This window comes from Pseudomonas sp. FIP_A4, from assembly GCF_036701605.1.
Lineage (GTDB): Bacteria > Pseudomonadota > Gammaproteobacteria > Pseudomonadales > Pseudomonadaceae > Stutzerimonas > Stutzerimonas phenolilytica.
This window is the reverse complement of record NZ_JAYDXP010000112.1, coordinates 106,506-122,194: the sequence shown is the minus strand read 5'-3', so window position 1 is coordinate 122,194 and position 15,689 is coordinate 106,506. Positions and strand designations below refer to the sequence as shown.

Sequence of the window (15,689 nt, the reverse complement as noted above, 5' to 3'; positions counted from 1 at the left end):
GGGGTGAGCAGTTGTGACTGCCAATCGCCGCGCGATGCTCCGTTGTCCGTTCACACGCAAGAAAAAGGGCGCCGCAGCGCCCTTGGTGAACCCGCCGGAATCAGATGCGAAAGCTGCCCACCAGCTGCTTGAGGCGGGTGGCCTGCTGTTCCAGGTCGCCACAGGCGCGCAGGGTCGACTGCAGGTTCTGCACGCCCTGCTGATTCAGCGTGTTGATCTCGGTGATGTCCATGTTCAGCGACTCGATCACCGCGGTCTGCTCCTCGGTGGCGGTGGCCACCGACTGGTTCATGCCGTCGATCTCGCCGATGCGCTGGGTCACCTCGCCAAGGCGCTCGCCGGCGCGATCGGCAATCGACACGCTGGTTTCGCTCTGCCGCTGGCTTTCGGTCATGGTCTGCACCGAGGCGCCGGCGCCGACCTGCAGCTCCTCGATCATCTGCTGGATTTCCTGCGCCGAACTCTGCGTGCGGTGCGCCAGGTTGCGCACCTCATCGGCGACCACGGCGAATCCGCGTCCGGCATCGCCGGCACGCGCGGCCTCGATGGCGGCGTTCAGCGCCAGCAGGTTGGTCTGCTCGGAGATGCCCTTGATCACTTCGAGGATGTGGCCGATGTCGACGGTCTTGGCGTTGAGCGTCTCGATCTGCGCGCAGGAGGCGCTGATCTTGTCGGACAGCTGGCGCATCGCGGCGATGTTCTGCTCGACCACCTGGCGCCCGTCATCGGCCTGATGCCGCGCGTTGCTGGCGTGCTGCGAGGCGTCGGCGGCGTTGCGGGCGATCTCCTGCGCGGCGGCCCCCAGCTCGTTGATTGCCGCGGCGACGCTGTTGGTGCGGCTGGATTGTTCGTCGGAGTTGGACATCGAGGCGTTGGAAGCGTCGAGCACGCGCTGCGCCACTTCATGCACCGCCTGCGTCGCCGAGGACACTTCGCGGATCGAGCCATGGATGCGCTCGACGAAGCGGTTGAAGGCGCCGGCCAGCTCACCGAACTCATCATTGGACTGCGCGTCGAGGCGGCGGGTCAGGTCGCCCTCACCTTCGGCGATGTTGGCCATCGCCCGCCCCATGTCGGTCAGCGGACGCATCAGCACACGGATCAGCAGGCCCAGCAGCAGCAGGATGAAGGCCACCGCCGCGACGGTCGCGATCAGCGCGGTGGTGCGGAAACTGCTGAGGCTGGCGTAGGCCTTGTCGCGATCCAGCGAGATGCCGACGTACCACTTCACCGACGGCAGCCCCTTCACCGGGCTGAAGCCGAGCACGCGCGGCGAGCCATTGAGTTCGGCCTCGACGTAGCGGCTGTCGAGCGACGGCGTGTTCTGCGGGTAAACGTCGCGCAGCGTCTTCATCACCATCTGCTGGTTGGGGTGGACCAGCACCTTGCCATCGCCGCTGACCAGGAAGGCATAGCCCATGCCGTTGAAATCCAGCGCGTTGATGATCTCCACCAGCGCCTTGAGCTCCAGGTCGCCACCAACCACGCCAAGGGTCTGGGCGCCGCTCTTGGCCGGGGTGGCGATGGACAGGATCAGCTGCCCGCTGGCGGCATCGACATAGGGTTCGGTCAGCGTCGAGCCGCCGGCGGCCACGGCGTCCTTGTACCAGGGCCGGGTGCGCGGATCGAAGTCGGCCGGCATTTCATCGTAGGGACGCAGCAGGAAGCTGCCGTCCTGGCCACCGAGGTAGGTGAAGGCGAACGTCGAGGTCAGCGCACGCTGCTCGAACAGCCTGGCCACGCGCTCGCTGCTGTTGTCGGCGGCGACCGATTCGGCCGCGCCTTCCACCAGTAGAATGCGGCCGGAAAGCCAGTTCTGGATGTTGTTCGCGGTGATCTTGCCCATCTCGTCGAGGTAGCTCTCGAGATTGGCGCGGATGGCGTTGCGCTGCAGGTAGTCGTTGTAGAGGGTGAACAGCGCGAAGGTCGCGATCACCACCAGCGATGCGGCCAGCAGGATCTTGTGGCTGAACTTGAGGCGACTGGGCATTTTGAGGGGCGTCCGATTGACTGACTGGGCGCATCCTGCGGAATGTGAAAATCCTTGATCTCAGTCAGCTTCTCGGCCGTCCGTCAGCAAACTTGAACGCAGCGGCGAGGCCCGTGACCGCCCGGTCCGCACGCCAGCACCGCGCCAGCGTGCGAACCGCTCGGCTCAGCGTCCGGCCAGGGCCGGCATCACCCGTGGGCGCAGGCCTTCGCCGAGCAGGCTCAGCAGCGCGATGGCGCCGACGATCCAGTACCAGCGCGCCAGCGGGTCGAAGCCCAGCCAGCCGAGGGCATGCAGGAACACCATGAGGATCATCACCGGGCTGACGTAACGCACCATGAACAGCCACAGCGCATGCCCGGCCGGCGACAGGCCCAGCTCGTCACGCATGATCTCCGAACGCAGGCAGTAGCCAGCCAGCACCACCATGAAGATGCCACCCAGCGGCATCATCCAGCGCGAGGTGATGTAGTCCAGCCCGTCGAACAGCGTCATGCCGAACAGCTTCCATTCCGCGCCGAGGTTGAACGACAGCATCGCCAGCAGGCTGATCACGATCAGCACCGCACCGGAGCTGGCGGCAGCGCGGGCGCGGCTGATGCCGTGCTTCTCGTTGAGATAGGCGACCACCGCCTCGATCATCGAGATCGCCGACGTCAGCGCCGCCACCGAGACCATGGCGAAGAACAGCACCCCGAACGCGGTGCCGAACGGCATCTGCTGGAAGGCCAGCGGCAGGCTCATGAAAATCAGCCCGGGGCCGGCGCTCGGGTCCATACCGTTGGCGAAAATCACCGGGAAGATCGCCAACCCCGCCAGCAGCGCCACGCAGGTGTCGGCGATAGCAACGATGAAGGTGGTGCGGGCGATGGATTGGCCGTCCGGGATGTAGGAGCCGTAGGTAAGGATCGCACCCGACGCCAGGCTGAGGGTGAAGAACGCGTGGCCCAGCGCCGCCAGCAGCGCCTCGCCGGTGATCTTCGAGGCATCGAAGCTGAACAGGAAGGCAAAGCCCTCGGCGAAGCTACCGTTGGTGACCGAATAGCCCACCAGCACCAGCAGCATCACCGCCAGCCCCGGCATCATCCAGCGGAACGCCCGTTCGACGCCGGCCTGCACGCCCTTGCCGACGATCCACAGGGTCAGCAGCGCCACCAGCAGACCCCAGCCGCCGAGCGCCCAGGGATTGGCGTTGTGCGCCTCGAACACCTGGCCGAGCGCTTCCACGCTGGGCGCGGCGAGCGAGCCGTCGAGCATCTTCCAGGTGTAAGAAAACGCCCAGCCGGCCACCACCACGTAGAAGCACAGGATCAGGAAGCCGGCGAGCATCGCCATGCCGCCGACCAGCTTCCACGCCGGGTTGCCGTTGTTCTCGCGCACCACGCGGCCGATGGCGTCGATCGGACTGCCACGCCCGCGCCGGCCGAGCGCGATCTCGGTCATCATCACCGGAATGCCGATGGCGAGGATGCACGCCAGGTACATCAGCACGAAGGCGCCGCCACCGTATTCGCCGGTGATGTAGGGGAATTTCCAGATATTGCCCAGGCCCACGGCGGAGCCGGTTGCAGCGAGGATGAAACCCCAGCGCGACAGCCAGAGGTTCTTCGGTTTTTCACGAGTCATGCGTCACCTGTTTGTTTTTATCTGTGACGAAATTCGGACCGCCGCACCGTGGCGCGACGGCATGCAAGGCACCACGGGTCATTGAGCGTCGGGTTGCACCTCCGGGGCGGCGTTGCGGAAGGCGTCCAGCGCCTCGCACCGCTCGGCCAGCTGGCGGATGCGCGGGAACGGCGCGAGATCGCAGGCAAAACGGCGCGCGTTGTACACCTGCGGCACCAGGCACGCCTCCAGGTAACCGGGGCGGTCGCCGAGCGAGAAGCGCTCGCCGAACGCCTCCAGCCCCTGCTCCACCGCCGCCAGGCCGGTAGCGACCCAATGGCGATACCAGGCGTCCTTCGCCGCATCGTCTACCCCGAGTTCGCCGCTGAGGTACTGCAGCACGCGCAGGTTGTTCAGCGGATGGATCTCGCAGGCAATGTGCAACGCCAGAGCGCGCACCTGCGCCCGCTCCAGCGGATCGCCGGGCAGGATCGCCGGCACCGGAAACACCTCCTCGAGGTATTCCAGAATCGCCAGCGACTGCGCGATACGCGCCCCGCCGTTGATCTCGTCCACCAGCAACGGCACCAGCTGCTGCGGATTGAGCGCCCGATAGGCGGCGGCGCGCTGCTGTCCGCCGCCCTGCACCAGATGCACCGGCACCTGGCGATACGCCAGGCCCTTGAGGTTGAGCGCGATGCGCACACGATAGGCGGCGCTGGAGCGCCAGTAGGAATAGAGGGTCAGCACGAAAAGGTCTCCGGCCCGTAGGGTGGGCTTCTGCCCACCGATCAGTTTCGGCGCTGGTGGGCTGAAGCCCACCCTACGGCTTACTCGCCGCCGATCACGCCCCGGCGCAGCTGGTCTTCCTCGATGGATTCGAACAGCGCCTTGAAGTTGCCTTCGCCGAAGCCCTGGTTGCCCTTGCGCTGGATGATCTCGAAGAAGATCGGGCCGATCACCGTGTTGGTGAAGATCTGCAGGAGGATGCCGTCATCCCCCGGCGCGCCGTCGATCAGCAGGTTCAGCTCGCGCAACTGGTCCAGCGGCTCGCCATGGCCCGGCACGCGAGTATCGACCTTCTCGTAGTAGGTGTCCGGCGTGGTCATGAAATCCACGCCGTTGGCGCGCAACTTGCGGACCGTCTCGTAGATGTCGTCGGTGGACAGCGCGATGTGCTGGATGCCCTCGCCATGGTATTCGCGGATGAATTCCTCGATCTGCGATTTGTCGTCGGCCGACTCGTTGATCGGGATGCGGATCTTGCCGCACGGCGCGGTCATGGCGCGGGAGAACAGCCCGGTGAGCTTGCCCTCGATGTCGAAGTAGCGAATCTCGCGGAAGTTGGCGATGCGCTCGTAGAAACCGGACCAGACGTCCATCTGCCCGCGTTTGACGTTGTGGGTCAGGTGGTCGATGCACATCAGGCCGACGGCGTTGTCGTTCGGCGTGCGCCCTTCGATGTACTCGAAATCGACGTCGTAGATGCTCTTGTCGCCGTAGCGGTCGACCAGATACAGCAGCGAGCCGCCGATGCCTTCGACGCAGGGGATGTTCAGCTCGCCGAAGTTGGCGTGGCTGCCGACCAGCTTGGCGCCCTGGGATTCGACGTAGGCGGCGGCCTGCGCGGCGTTCTTCACCCGGAAGGCCATGGCGCAGGCGCTCGGGCCGTGCTTCTCGCCGAACTCGCGCACATGCCCGGTGGGGCTGCCGTTGAGCACGATATTGATGTCGTGCTGCTGGAACAGCCAGACCTCCTTGGAGCGGTGCTTGGCGGTTTCGGTAAAGCCCATCTGGGTGAACAGCATGCGCAGCTGTTCGATGCCCTCGGCATTCGGCGCGGTGAATTCGACGAACTCGAAGCCGTCGGTACCGATGGGATTGTGTTGCTCGATCTTGTTAACGGCGTTCATTGCGCCTCCTGTTTCTTGTTATCGATTCGCTGAAGTCCGAAGACTCCTGCACGCATGACTGAGGCCATGACAAACCAGCGCAGGCGGCGAAACAAGCGGGCGGCGGCCGCCTGGGCGAGCCGCATGCCGGTGGCCGCGTCAGCTTTTCCTTACACCGCGCCAACCGCGCGCTGGCGCGGCCGTCCGCATTGCCAGGCGTAACGAAAAGCTGACAACCGGCTGCGACAGGCTGTCGCACAGCTCATCTGGGGCACCCCGTGGCACCTGAACGACGGCGGGCCAAAGCCCACCGCCCCGCAGCTCCCGCTAGATCACCCCGATCAGGTTGAGGAACACCAGCGTGATCGCCACCGGCGTGCCGTAGCGCAAGAGGTTCCACCAGGCGCTGAACCAGCCCGGCTGAGCGATGCCGATGGCCTCGCGCACCGCTTCCTTCTGCAGCACCCAGCCGGTGAAGAGCACCGTGCCCAAGCCACCCAGCGGCATCAGCCAGTTGGCGGTGAGGTAGTCCATGCTGTCGAAGAAGGTATGCCCGAACAGCTGATACTCGGCCCAGTGGTTGAACGAAAGCACGCTGGCCAGGCTCATCAGCCAGAGCACCGCGCCGGTCAGCAGGACCGCGCGGGTCCGGCTGACGCCGAAGCGCTCGTTGAGCCAGGCGATGCCCGGCTCGCTGAGCGAGATCGTCGAGGTCACCGCCGCCAGTACCAGCATCACGAAGAACAGCCCGCCGAATACCTGGCCCAGCGGCATCTGGCCGAAGGCGATCGGCAGCGTGACGAAGATCAGCCCCGGCCCCGCACCCGGTTCCAGGCCGTTGGCGAACACCAGCGGGAAGATCGCCAATCCGGCGAGCAGCGCCACCGTGGTGTCGGCCAGCGCGACCAGCAACGAGGTCTTGGCGATCGACACGCCCTTGGGCAGGTACGAACCGTAGGCCATCATCGCGCCGCACCCGAGGCTGAGGGTGAAGAACGCGTGGCCGAGGGCGAGCAGGAAGCCTTCGGCGCTCAGCTTGGAGAAGTCCGGCACGAACAGAAATGCGGCGCCGCGGGCGAAGTCGCCGGCGATTGCCGCGTAGCCGACCATGCCCAGCAGCAGCAGGAACAGGCCCGGCATCATGAAACGCAATGCCCGCTCCAGGCCGTCGCGCACGCCCAGCCCGACGATCAGCATGGTCACCGCCAGCACCGCCGAGCCGTACAGCACCAGCCGCAGCGGATCGGCCAGCAGCGCGTCGAACTGCGCCGTGCTGGCCGCGGCATCGGCGCCGCTGAACGCGCCGCCCAGCGTTGCCGGCACATAGGCCAGTGCCCAGCCGGCGATCACCACATAGAAACTCAGGATCAGAAAACCGGTGAACGCGCCGAGCCAGCCCACCTTGCGCCAGTGCGCGCTGGCACCGGCCAGGGCGGCCAGCCGCGCCACGGAGCCCGCCGGGTTCTGCCGGCCGGCGCGGCCGATCATCACCTCGGCCATCAACAGCGGGATGCCGATGGTGAGGATGCAGGCCAGGTACACCAGCACGAAGGCGCCGCCGCCGTTCTCGCCGGTGATGTAGGGGAATTTCCAGATATTGCCCAGGCCCACCGCCGAGCCGGTGGCGGCGAGGAAGAACACCCAGCGGGACGACCAGAGGCCGCGGGCGGCGCTGGGTTGCGGACGAGCGAGCGCGCCGGCGAGGCTGCCGGCGGCGAGGCTGCTTTTATCGGTCATTGCGGATTCCTGCTTGTTGTTTTTGTCAGGTCGAAACGAACGGAGCGCGCGGCCGGTGCGTGCCGGCGCGGCTCGAGAGATGCCGGCCGAACGGCCGGCGCGGGTCACGACGCCTGGCGCTGGAGCGCCTCGGGCTGAGCGTCGCCACCGGCCTGCAGGCGTTCCAGCGCCAGGCGGTCGGCGATCACCGAGGTCGGCTCGCCGCTGGCGGCGGCACGGGTGAAGATCTGCTGCAGGGTGTCGCCGATGGCGCGCACATGGGCATCGCTCTGCGCGGCGCTGCCGCCGATGCGCTGGTAGTAGACGTCGATGATGCCGCCAGCGTTGATCGCGTAGTCAGGCGCGTACAGCTGCTCGCGCCGCTGCAGTTCGGCGCCGATTTCCGGCGTGGCCAGCTGGTTGTTGGCGGCCCCGGCGATCACCGGGGCGCGCAGCACCTCCAGGGTCTGCTCGTTGAGGATGCCGCCCATGGCGCAGGGCGCGAACACGTCGACGTCCAGGCCGTAGATGTCCTGCGGGCGCACCACGTTGGCGCCCAGTTCTTCCATGGCCTGCTGCACGTTGGCGTCGAAGATGTCCGCCACCCACAGCTCGGCGCCGGCCGCCTTGAGGTGTCGGCCGAGGCCCAGGCCGACATGGCCGACGCCCTGGATCGCCACCTTCAGCCCGGTCAGGTCGTCGCGACCGAGGCGATGACGCACCGCGGCCTTGAGGCCGACGAACACGCCGAGCGCGGTGGACGGCGACGGGTCGCCGCTGGCGATGCTGCCATCGAGCAGGGTGCGCGGCGTCGCGCCCATCACGTGGCGGGTGCGCTGGGCAAAGGCCTGCATCTCGGCATCGCCGGTGCCGGAGTCGGCGGCGGTGATGTAGCGGCCGCCGAGGCTCTCGATGAAATCGCCCATCGCGTGCAGCAGCGCCTGGCTCTTGCCGGTGTGCGGATCGCCGATGATCACCGCTTTGCCGCCGCCGAGCTTGAGCCCGGCCAGCGAGGATTTCAGCGTCATGCCGCGCGACAGGCGCAGCACGTCGCGCAGCGCGTCGTCGTCATTGGCGTAGGGGAACATCCGGCAACCACCCAGCGCCGGGCCCAGGCGAGTGTTGTGAATGGCGATGATGGCTTTCAGACCCGACGCCTGGTCATGGCAGAAGACCACCTGTTCGTGGCGGTCGAAGTCGGGGTGAGCGAAGACGGACATGGCGTTACCTCGTGGTTGTTGTCAGGTTGCGGCCCCGCAGGCGCGGGGCTCTGGGCAAAACATTCCGGGCGGATGCTGCGCCGCTCACGCCGCCGGCTGGAACAGCCGCACGCTCTGCACTTCGTCGCCTTTGGCCAGCTGCTCGCGCAGCAGTTTTTCCTGCTGGCGGACCTTGGCCAGGGCGCGCTCCTTCACCGGGCCGTAGCCGCGGATCTGTTCCGGCAGCGCGGCGATGGCCACGGCGGTGCGGTAGTTGGTCGGCTTGAGCTGGGCCAGCAGGTCGGCGACGGTCTTCTCGTAGTCGACGATCAGCTGGCGCTCGACGCGGCGGTCATGGCCATAGCCGAACGGATCGAGCGGCGTGCCACGCAGGAAGCGCAGCTTGGCCAGCACGCCGAAAACATCGAGCATCCATGGGCCGAACTCGCGTTTGCGCGGCTCGCCGGTCACGGGGTCGCGCTTGGCCAGCCAGGCCGGGGCGAGGTGGAACTGCAGCTTGTAGTCGCCCTCGAACTGCGCCGCCAGTTGCTGGCGGAACTCCGGCTCGCTGTAGAGGCGCGCCACTTCGTACTCGTCCTTGTAGGCGAGCAGCTTGAAGTAGTAACGCGCGACTGCCTTGGACAGCGCCAGATCATCGGCGGTGTCGGCGTCGCGCACGCGCTCGACCAGTTGGCGGTAGCGCCGTGCCAGGCCGGCGTTCTGGTACTGGGTGAGGAAGTCCACGCGCCAGTCGACGATCTCTTCAAGCGTCTTGCACACCGGTTCGGCTAGCTCGGCCGGGCGCGCCAGCTGCTCCACCGCGTCGCGCTCGAGCACCGCGCGGCGGCCCCAGCGGAAGGCCTGCAGGTTGAGCTTGGCCGACACACCGTTGAGTTCGATGGCCTTCTCGATGGCCTCGGCGGAGATCGGCAGCAGCCCCTGCTGATAGGCGAAGCCGAGCAGGAACAGGTTGGTGGCGATGCTGTCGCCCAACAGCCGCGTGGCTAAGCGCGTGGCGTCGATGAAGTGGGTCTTCTCGGCGCCCACGGCATCGCTGATCGCCTGACGCATGGCTGCGCCGGGCACCTGGGCATCGGGGTTGCGGGTGAACTCGGCGGTGGCCGCTTCGTGGCTGTTCACCACGGCGTTGCTGTTCAGCTCGTTGAGGCGGGTCAGCGACTCGTCGCCGGCCGCCACCACCAGATCGCAGCCGAGCAGCAGGTCGGCCTCGCCGGCGGCGATGCGCACGGCATAGATGTCGCTCTGCTTGGCGGCGATGCGCACGTGGGTGGTCACCGGGCCGAACTTCTGCGCCAGACCGGCCTGGTCGAGCACCGTGCAGCCCTTGCCTTCCAGGTGCGCGGCCATGCCCAGCAGCGCGCCGAGGGTGGTCACGCCGCTGCCGCCGACGCCGGGGATCAGCACGTTCCACGGCCGCTGCAGCGAGGGATGCTGCGGCTCGGGCAACTCGGCCGCTTCGAGGCCATGAGCGACCGCTTCGGGCTTGCGCAGGCCGCCGCCGTGCACGGTGACGAAGCTCGGGCAGAAGCCCTCGACGCAGGAATAATCCTTGTTGCAGGCGTTCTGGTCGATCTCGCGCTTGCGCCCCAGCTCGGTCTCCAGCGGCAGCACCGACAGGCAGTTGGATTTCTCCCCGCAGTCGCCGCAGCCCTCGCACACGGCGGGGTTGATGAACACGCGCTTGGCCGGGTCTTCCAGCTTGCCGCGCTTGCGCCGGCGGCGCTTCTCGGTGGCGCAGGTCTGGTCGTAGATGATCACCGAGACGCCCTTGAACTCGCGCAGCTCGCGCTGCACGGCGTCCAGTTCGCGGCGGTGGTGGAAGGTGGTGATCGGCGCGAAGCCGGCGCGGCTCGGGTACTTGTCCGGCTCGTCGCTGACCAGGGCGATGCGTTTGACGCCTTCGTCGGCGATCTGCCGGCTGAGCTGGTCGACGCGCAGTTCGCCGTCGATCGGCTGGCCGCCGGTCATCGCCACGGCGTCGTTGTAGAGCACCTTGTAGGTGACGTTGACCCCCGCCGCCACGGCCGCGCGGATCGCCAGACTGCCGGAGTGGAAGTAGGTGCCGTCGCCGAGGTTCTGGAACATGTGCGGGGTGTCGGTGAACGGCGCCTGGCCGATCCAGTTGACGCCCTCGCCGCCCATCTGGGTGAAGGTCTCGGTGCGCCGGTCCATCCACTGCACCATGTAGTGACAGCCGATGCCGGCCGAGGCGCGGCTGCCCTCCGGCACTTTGGTCGAGGTGTTGTGCGGGCAGCCGGAGCAATAGTGCGGCGTGCGCACGGTGGTGTAGCTACGCGCGGCCAGAGCCTTTTCCTTGGCGTCGAGGAAGGCCAGGCGGGTGACGATGCTCTCGCTGGTGTAGATCGGCGCGAGGCGCTTGGCGATGACCCGGGCGATCATCGCCGGAGTCAGTTCGGAGAGGTTCGGCAGCAGCGAATTGCCCTGCTCGTCGAATTCGCCGACCACCCGCGGGCGCTTGTCCACCGGCCAGTTGTAGAGCTGCCCGGTGAGCTGGTCCTCGATGATGCTGCGCTTCTCCTCGACCACCAGGATCTCGTCGAGGCCCTGGGCGAACTCGTGCACCGAGACCGGCTCCAGCGGCCAGCTCATGCCGACCTTGAGCACGCGCAAGCCGACCGAGGCGCACAGCGCTTCGTCCAGGCCGAGGTCGTCCAGCGCCTGGCGCACGTCGAGATAGGACTTGCCGGTCGTGATGATGCCGAGGCGCGGGTTGGGCGAATCGAGCATCACCCGGTTGAGGTTGTTGGCGCGGGCGAAGGCGCGCGCGGCGTAGATCTTGTAAAGGTTGAGGCGTTTTTCCTGCGCCAGCGGCGGGTCCGGCCAGCGGATGTGCACGCCGTCTTCGGGCAGCTGGAAATCTTCCGGGACACGCGTCTGCACGCGCAGCGGGTCGACTTCCACCACGGCGGAGGAGTCGACGTTCTCGGCGATGGTCTTCAGGGCCACCCAGCAGCCGGAGTAGCGCGACAGCTCCCAGCCGATGATGCCGTAGTCGAGGATTTCCTGGACGTTCGCCGGGTTGAGCACCGGGATCGAGGCGGCGATGAAGGCGTGCTCGCTCTGGTGCGGCAGCGTCGAGGATTTGCAACCGTGGTCGTCACCGGCGAGCAGCAGCACGCCGCCATGCGGCGAAACACCGGCCGCGTTGGCGTGCTTGAACACATCGCCAGCGCGGTCGACACCCGGGCCTTTGCCGTACCACATGGCGAACACGCCGTCGTACCTGGCACCAGGGAACAGGTTGGTCTGCTGGCTGCCCCACACGGCGGTGGCGGCCAGTTCTTCGTTGACACCCGGCTGGAAGTGGATGGCGTTCTGTTTGAGGTAGTCGCGGGCGTCCCAGAGACTCTTGTCCAGCCCGCCGAGTGGCGAGCCGCGGTAGCCGGAGATGAAGCCGCCGGTGTTCAGGCCACGGGCCTGGTCGCGCTGATGCTGCAACATCGGCAGGCGGGTCAGCGCCTGGGTGCCGGTGAGGTACAGATGACCGGTTGCGAGCCGGTACTTGTCATCCAGACGGATCTCGGCCAGTGACATGGGGCGCTCCTGTTTGTTGTTATCGGAGTCAGGGTGGTCACGATGTTGCCACCCGCCTTTTGCTCGGACAGGGATCGCCCTGCCTGCACGTGCGTACAGTCTGGCCGCGACGAACAGAGATTTTCTTTCTACTTTTGCGTTGGAACGGCCGTGCCGTGCATGATCATTTCGCGAACAACAATAAAACAGGAACAACCATGCAGCCCTCTCCACTCAGCCCCATCGACCGCAAGATTCTCCTGCTGCTGCAGCACAACGCCGATCTTTCCGCCGCGGAGATCGCCGAGAGGGTCGAGCTGTCGCAATCGCCCTGCTGGCGCCGGATCAACCGCATGCAGGAGGAAGGACTGATCGAGCGCAAGGTCGCCCTGCTCAACCCGAAGAAGCTCGGGCTGAACATGACGGTGTTCGTCAACATCAAGCTTTCGGCGCACGGGCGCAGCAACCTGGACGAGTTCGAGCAGGCGGTGGTCGGTTATCCCGAGGTGCTGGAGTGCTACACCATGGCCGGCGAATCGGACTACCTGCTCAAGGTGGTGGCGCGCGATATCGACAGCTACGAGCGCTTCCTGCGCGACCAGTTGCTGCAGCGCCCGCACGTGCAGGAGGCGCACTCGCACATCGCCATGAGCGAGGTGAAGCGCACCACGGAGCTGCCGCTGGATTGAGTCGGCGCGCTCAACCGCGCACGACGAACGAGGGGAACAGCCGGTCCAGGCGCTCCCAGAGACGCTGCAGGTCATACGGCGCCGTGCTGTCGGCCAGGCTGGCGTCAAGCATGCGCGCGGTGCGCACGCACTGCACCACGAAGCGCTCGACCCCGCGGGCGCGCAGACGCTGGGCCATGTCCCAGAGCAGCCCGGCATCGAACAGGTTCCAGTGCACGGTGGTCCGGCACTCGTGCTCGACGCCACTTTCCAGCAGATGGTCGAGGCTCTTCCAGTTGGCCTTGCCGCTGCCCTCCACGCCGGTGATCAGCGTGCTCTGCTCGGGCAGCGCCTTGATGTCGAAGCCGACCCAGTCCACCAGCGGCAGCACCTGACGGAACAGCTTCGGCTTGATCCCGGCACTGTGCAGGCCGACCTTGTAACCCAGCGCCCGCACTTGGCCGATGGCGTCCGGCAGCGCGGTCTGCAGCGTCGGTTCGCCACCGCTGAACACCACCGCTTCGAGCAGGCCGATGCGCTGCTCGAGGAAATCGAGAATCTCTGCCCAGGACTTTTCCTCGCTGCCGCAGGCGGGGATCAGCTGCGGGTTGTGGCAGTAACGGCAGCGCCAGCCGCAACCCTGGCAGAACAGCACGCAGGCCAGGTGATCGGGGAAATCCAGAGTGGTCAGGGGCACGAGGCCCCCGACCCGCAGCGCTGCGGTCACCGCGCCGCCGCTTCGGTGAAATGCAGGCGCTCGCGGTGTTCGGACTGCTTGCCCGGGTTGAACGCCGCAACCGGGCGGTGGTAGCCCATCACGCGGGTCCAGACCTCACAACGCTGGCGCTGTTCCTGGGGCAGTTGGCTGGCTTGGCTCATGGTGCTTCTCCTTACTTGCTGGGGTGTGAGTATGCAGCGCCGCACCGCGCGGAGCTGCGGGGCATGCGGTCGCAGCTCAGGCGGGCAACGCCGCTTCGGCGCGCTGCTTGTGCAGCAGGGCCTCGTCGCACTTGGGGCAGAACTCGTGTTCGCCGGCCAGGTAGCCGTGCACCGGGCAGATCGAGAACGTCGGCGTCACCGTCAGGTATGGCAGGCGGAAACGCGACAGCGCGTTGCGCACCAGCTTCTTGCAGGCCTCGGTGGAGGAAATCTGCTCGGCCATGTACAGGTGCAGCACGGTGCCGCCGGTGTACTTGGTCTGCAGCTCGTCCTGCAGCGCCAGCGCCTCGAAGGGATCGTCGGTGAAGCCTACCGGCAGCTGCGAGGAGTTGGTGTAGTACGGCGCCTCGGCCGAGCCGGCCTGGAGGATGTCCGGGAAACGCTTGCGGTCTTCCTTGGCGAAGCGGTAGGTGGTGCCCTCGGCAGGTGTCGCTTCGAGGTTGTAGAGGTGGCCGGTGTCTTCCTGGAACTGCACCAGCCGCGCGCGGACATGGTCGAGCAGCTCCACCGCCAGCGCGCGGCCGGCCGGCGTGTGCATGCCCTCGCTGTCATCGGTGAAGTTGCGCACCATCTCGTGCAGGCCGTTCACGCCGATGGTGGAGAAGTGATTGCGCAACGTGCCGAGGTAGCGCTTGGTGTACGGGTAGAGCCCGGCATCCATGTGGTGCTGAATCACCTTGCGCTTGACCTCCAGGCTCTGCCGCGCCATTTCCAGCAGGGCATCCAGATGCTCGAGCAACGCCGCCTTGTCACCGGCATGCAGATAGCCCAGGCGCGCGCAGTTGATGGTCACCACGCCGAGCGAGCCGGTCTGCTCGGCCGAACCGAACAGACCGCCGCCGCGCTTGAGCAGCTCACGCACGTCCAGCTGCAGGCGGCAGCACATCGAGCGCACCTGGTTGGGCTGCATATCGGAATTGAGGAAGTTCTGGAAGTACGGCAGGCCGTAGCGTGCGGTCATCTCGAACAGGCGCTCGGCGTTCTCGCTGTCCCACGGGAAATCGTGGGTGATGTTGTAGGTCGGGATCGGGAAGGTGAACACCCGGCCGAGGCCATCACCGGCCTGCATCACCTCGATATAGGCCCGATTGATGAGCTCCATCTCGGCCTGCAGCTCGCCGTAGGCGAAGGGCATTTCCTCGCCGCCGATATAGGGAATCTGCTCACGCAGGTCCTCGGGGCAGACCCAGTCGAAGGTCAGGTTGGTGAACGGCGTCTGCGTGCCCCAGCGCGACGGCACGTTGAGGTTGTAGATGAACTCCTGGATCACCTGGCGCACCTCGTCATAACCGAGATTGTCCTTGCGCACGAAGGGCGCGAGGTAGGTATCGAAGCTGCTGAACGCCTGGGCACCGGCCCACTCGTTCTGCAGCGTGCCGAGGAAGTTGACCATCTGTCCCAGCGCACTGGACAGGTGCTTCGGCGGCCCCGCCTCGACACGCCCGGGAATGCCGTTGAAGCCCTCGTTGAGCAGCGTGCGCAGCGACCAGCCGGCGCAGTAGCCGGCGAGCATATCCAGATCATGGATGTGCAGATCGCCGTCGCGGTGGGCACGGCCGATCTCCGGGCTATAGACCTCGTCCAGCCAGTAGTTGGCGGTGACCTTGCCGGACACGTTGAGAATCAGCCCGCCCAGCGAATAGCCCTGGTTGGCATTGGCGCGCACGCGCCAGTCCTCGCGCGAGAGGTATTCGTTCATTGAGGAGGCGACATCGACGATGGCCTTGCGGTCGCGGCGCAGGCGCCCGTGGCGCTCGCGGTAGACGATGTAGGCGCGCGCGGTGTCGAAGTAACCCGCGCGCATCAGCGCATGTTCGACGCGATCCTGCACCTGTTCGACATCGACCTCGTCCAGCGCGCCAAGCTGCCGCTGCACGGTGTCGGCCAGCGTCAGCGCTGCCGCACCACCGAATTCGCCAGTGGCCTCACCCGCCGCGGCGATGGCGCGGCTGATCTTGTCCAACTCGAACGCGACCCGCCGTCCATCGCGCTTGCGCAGCATCCGTGACACCGCGCCCTCAACCCGCTCGTCCATCCCGCCTCCGAATACTATATGTAGATACTCAATTCACACATACACACAATATGGTGGGAATCTACGGGCTAAAGGGCTGCAGCGAATTGA

General features: G+C 66.6%; 11 protein-coding genes. 1 reads left to right on the top strand and 10 read right to left on the bottom strand.

Going from position 1 to position 15,689, the window contains the following annotated elements; translation table 11 throughout:
• Positions 1 to 100: 100 nt before the first annotated feature.
• The 7 genes from U8L64_RS03555 to U8L64_RS03525 all read right to left on the bottom strand — a co-directional run bounded on the left by U8L64_RS03555 (position 101) and on the right by U8L64_RS03525 (position 11,978).
• Entirely contained in the window at positions 101 to 1,990 is a 1,890-nt protein-coding gene (locus U8L64_RS03555; RefSeq protein ID WP_333394056.1) for a methyl-accepting chemotaxis protein, read from the bottom strand.
• Between the two features lie 165 nt (positions 1,991 to 2,155).
• Positions 2,156 to 3,616 carry a sodium-dependent transporter gene (locus U8L64_RS03550; protein ID WP_333394054.1) on the bottom strand — a complete coding sequence of 487 codons (1,461 nt, stop codon included), beginning with the start codon at positions 3,614 to 3,616 and terminating at the stop codon, positions 2,156 to 2,158.
• 78 nt (positions 3,617 to 3,694) lie between these two features.
• Entirely contained in the window at positions 3,695 to 4,345 is a 651-nt protein-coding gene (gene maiA, locus U8L64_RS03545) for a maleylacetoacetate isomerase (protein WP_234303320.1), read from the bottom strand.
• Between the two features lie 80 nt (positions 4,346 to 4,425).
• Complete coding sequence (gene hppD, locus U8L64_RS03540) at positions 4,426 to 5,508, bottom strand: 4-hydroxyphenylpyruvate dioxygenase (RefSeq protein WP_333394051.1); 1,083 nt, start codon at positions 5,506 to 5,508, stop codon at positions 4,426 to 4,428.
• 306 nt (positions 5,509 to 5,814) lie between these two features.
• Entirely contained in the window at positions 5,815 to 7,224 is a 1,410-nt protein-coding gene (locus U8L64_RS03535; RefSeq protein WP_333394049.1) for a sodium-dependent transporter, read from the bottom strand.
• A gap of 104 nt (positions 7,225 to 7,328) precedes the next feature.
• Positions 7,329 to 8,423 carry a Glu/Leu/Phe/Val dehydrogenase dimerization domain-containing protein gene (locus tag U8L64_RS03530; protein WP_054093525.1) on the bottom strand — a complete coding sequence of 365 codons (1,095 nt, stop codon included), beginning with the start codon at positions 8,421 to 8,423 and terminating at the stop codon, positions 7,329 to 7,331.
• Between the two features lie 84 nt (positions 8,424 to 8,507).
• The gene (locus tag U8L64_RS03525) at positions 8,508 to 11,978 is read right to left on the bottom strand and encodes an indolepyruvate ferredoxin oxidoreductase family protein (RefSeq protein WP_333394043.1); all 3,471 of its coding nucleotides are present in this window, start codon (positions 11,976 to 11,978) and stop codon (positions 8,508 to 8,510) included.
• Between the two features lie 197 nt (positions 11,979 to 12,175).
• Between U8L64_RS03525 and U8L64_RS03520 the strand changes: the two genes are divergently transcribed.
• Positions 12,176 to 12,646 (top strand): Lrp/AsnC family transcriptional regulator, encoded by a 471-nt coding sequence (locus U8L64_RS03520; RefSeq protein ID WP_138301062.1) that lies wholly within the window; start codon positions 12,176 to 12,178, stop codon positions 12,644 to 12,646.
• A 10-nt stretch (positions 12,647 to 12,656) separates the two neighbouring features.
• On the opposite strand, the gene U8L64_RS03515 is transcribed toward U8L64_RS03520, so the two are convergent.
• The 3 genes from U8L64_RS03515 to U8L64_RS03505 all read right to left on the bottom strand — a co-directional run bounded on the left by U8L64_RS03515 (position 12,657) and on the right by U8L64_RS03505 (position 15,599).
• A complete protein-coding gene (locus U8L64_RS03515) occupies positions 12,657 to 13,352 on the bottom strand; it encodes an anaerobic ribonucleoside-triphosphate reductase activating protein (protein ID WP_273527898.1) in 696 nt (231 codons plus the stop codon).
• Complete coding sequence (gene nrdD / locus U8L64_RS03510) at positions 13,349 to 13,504, bottom strand: anaerobic ribonucleoside-triphosphate reductase (RefSeq protein WP_043297960.1); 156 nt, start codon at positions 13,502 to 13,504, stop codon at positions 13,349 to 13,351. The genes U8L64_RS03515 and nrdD overlap by 4 nt, the downstream gene beginning before the upstream one ends.
• 76 nt (positions 13,505 to 13,580) lie before the next feature.
• Positions 13,581 to 15,599 (bottom strand): ribonucleoside triphosphate reductase, encoded by a 2,019-nt coding sequence (locus U8L64_RS03505; RefSeq protein WP_333394036.1) that lies wholly within the window; start codon positions 15,597 to 15,599, stop codon positions 13,581 to 13,583.
• Positions 15,600 to 15,689 lie beyond the last annotated feature (90 nt).

Bases quoted from the DNA above. Each gene is read 5' to 3' on its own strand.
- hppD (WP_333394051.1), bottom strand. From the start codon at position 5,508: ATGAACGCCGTTAACAAGATCGAGCAACACAATCCCATCGGTACCGAC.
- U8L64_RS03530 (WP_054093525.1), bottom strand. From the start codon at position 8,423: ATGTCCGTCTTCGCTCACCCCGACTTCGACCGCCACGAACAGGTGGTC.
- U8L64_RS03550 (WP_333394054.1), bottom strand. From the start codon at position 3,616: ATGACTCGTGAAAAACCGAAGAACCTCTGGCTGTCGCGCTGGGGTTTC.
- U8L64_RS03520 (WP_138301062.1), top strand. From the start codon at position 12,176: ATGCAGCCCTCTCCACTCAGCCCCATCGACCGCAAGATTCTCCTGCTG.
- U8L64_RS03525 (WP_333394043.1), bottom strand. From the start codon at position 11,978: ATGTCACTGGCCGAGATCCGTCTGGATGACAAGTACCGGCTCGCAACC.
- U8L64_RS03555 (WP_333394056.1), bottom strand. From the start codon at position 1,990: ATGCCCAGTCGCCTCAAGTTCAGCCACAAGATCCTGCTGGCCGCATCG.
- nrdD (WP_043297960.1), bottom strand. From the start codon at position 13,504: ATGAGCCAAGCCAGCCAACTGCCCCAGGAACAGCGCCAGCGTTGTGAG.
- U8L64_RS03535 (WP_333394049.1), bottom strand. From the start codon at position 7,224: ATGACCGATAAAAGCAGCCTCGCCGCCGGCAGCCTCGCCGGCGCGCTC.
- U8L64_RS03505 (WP_333394036.1), bottom strand. From the start codon at position 15,599: ATGGACGAGCGGGTTGAGGGCGCGGTGTCACGGATGCTGCGCAAGCGC.